The following is a 1,241-nucleotide window of genomic DNA, read 5'->3' on the forward strand; positions in this document are numbered from 1 at the left end:
GGTACCCGCGCGGCCGAGGCCAGAGACCGGCTATTCCCGCCCCGGCCCCGGGACCTCAATCGAGTGGTAGCTGTATCCCAGACTCTGCGAAGACCTCGCGTACGACGGACAATCCGTTCAGCGCCGCCGGAAATCCCGCGTAGACCGCCATCTGCATCACAACTTCCACCACCTCGCCTGGTGTGCAGCCGACGTGCAATGCGGCATGAACATGTACACGAAGCTGGGGTAGCGCATTGCCAAGTGCGCATAGCGCTGCGACTGTTGCCAGTTCCCGTTCGCGCAAGCCAAGCCCTTGCCGCGCGTAGATGTCGCCGAACGAGAACTCAACCACATAGCGCGCAAAGTCCGGAAACGATTTTGCCAGCGCTTCGACCACCTGGATACCGGTCACGCCATCCACTGCAGCCAGCATCTTTGAGCCGCGCTCGTAACGTTCAGCGCTCATTGGCCACCTCCTTTTCGATCTCGCCGAACAATTCGGACCAGGGCAGCATTGCGAGCAAGGTTCATGGTGTTCTCCAGAAATGTTGATGCGGCAACTGTAGAGCCAGTCCTCGGCATGCGGAATGACCAAGTTCGTGATACCTTTTTGATATGTCTGATCATCTCGATTCCCGATCCCTTTTGCTCTTCCTTGCCGTTGCGGATGCGCTGAGCTTCCGCCAGGCGGCCGAGACGCTGCACCTTTCTCAACCGCCATTGAGTCGGGCGATTCGAGAACTCGAGGAGCGGTTGGGAGTGCGGCTGTTCGACCGCAACACGAAGGGCGTGACGCTCACCGCCGCTGGAGAAAAGCTGCTTCCCTATGCACGCAACATTGCGAAATTGCTTCGCGAGGCCGAAGCAGCGCTCACGACCCAAGGCTTACCGGCCAACCTTCGGCTAGGCCTGACCAGTGCCGTGGAACCGGCCTGGTTTCGCGGGCTGGCACAACGAGTGCAAGTAACTCATCCCGGAACGGTCGTGTCGACCTTCTCCGATACATCACCGCGGCTCATTCGTCAGCTTCGCGCCGGCAAACTGGATGCAGCCTTCATAGCGCTGCCGACGGACGCGCATGGTCTGGATGTCCTGGAGCTCGACCGACTGCCGATGGTCGTGGCGATACCATCAACCCATCATCTGGCGAAGCGCCGAAAAGTTGGTCTCGCGGACCTGGCACGCGAAAAGGTCTTCTGGTTCGAACGGGCGCGACAGCCCGCGTTCTACGACCACTGCCAGGCGGTTTTCTCACGCCA

The 1,241-nt window shown here is 60.3% G+C and carries 2 protein-coding genes; one reads left to right on the top strand and one right to left on the bottom strand.

Going from position 1 to position 1,241, the window contains the following annotated elements; genetic code table 11:
- Positions 1–55 precede the first annotated feature (55 nt).
- A complete protein-coding gene (locus A6V37_RS01040; RefSeq protein ID WP_064285685.1) occupies positions 56–448 on the bottom strand; it encodes a carboxymuconolactone decarboxylase family protein in 393 nt (130 codons plus the stop codon).
- Positions 449–597: 149 nt separating this feature from the next.
- On the opposite strand from A6V37_RS01040, the gene A6V37_RS01045 reads away from it, so the two are divergent.
- On the top strand, positions 598–1,241 hold a 644-nt coding region (locus A6V37_RS01045; RefSeq protein WP_064272059.1), incomplete at its 3' end, for a LysR family transcriptional regulator.

Source organism: Paraburkholderia ginsengiterrae (assembly GCF_001645125.1).
In the GTDB taxonomy this organism is placed as follows: domain Bacteria; phylum Pseudomonadota; class Gammaproteobacteria; order Burkholderiales; family Burkholderiaceae; genus Paraburkholderia; species Paraburkholderia ginsengiterrae.

What these genes read in the sequence shown, in the direction of transcription:
- A6V37_RS01040 (WP_064285685.1), bottom strand. Translation starts at nt 448, where the DNA reads ATGAGCGCTGAACGTTACGAGCGCGGCTCAAAGATGCTGGCTGCAGTG.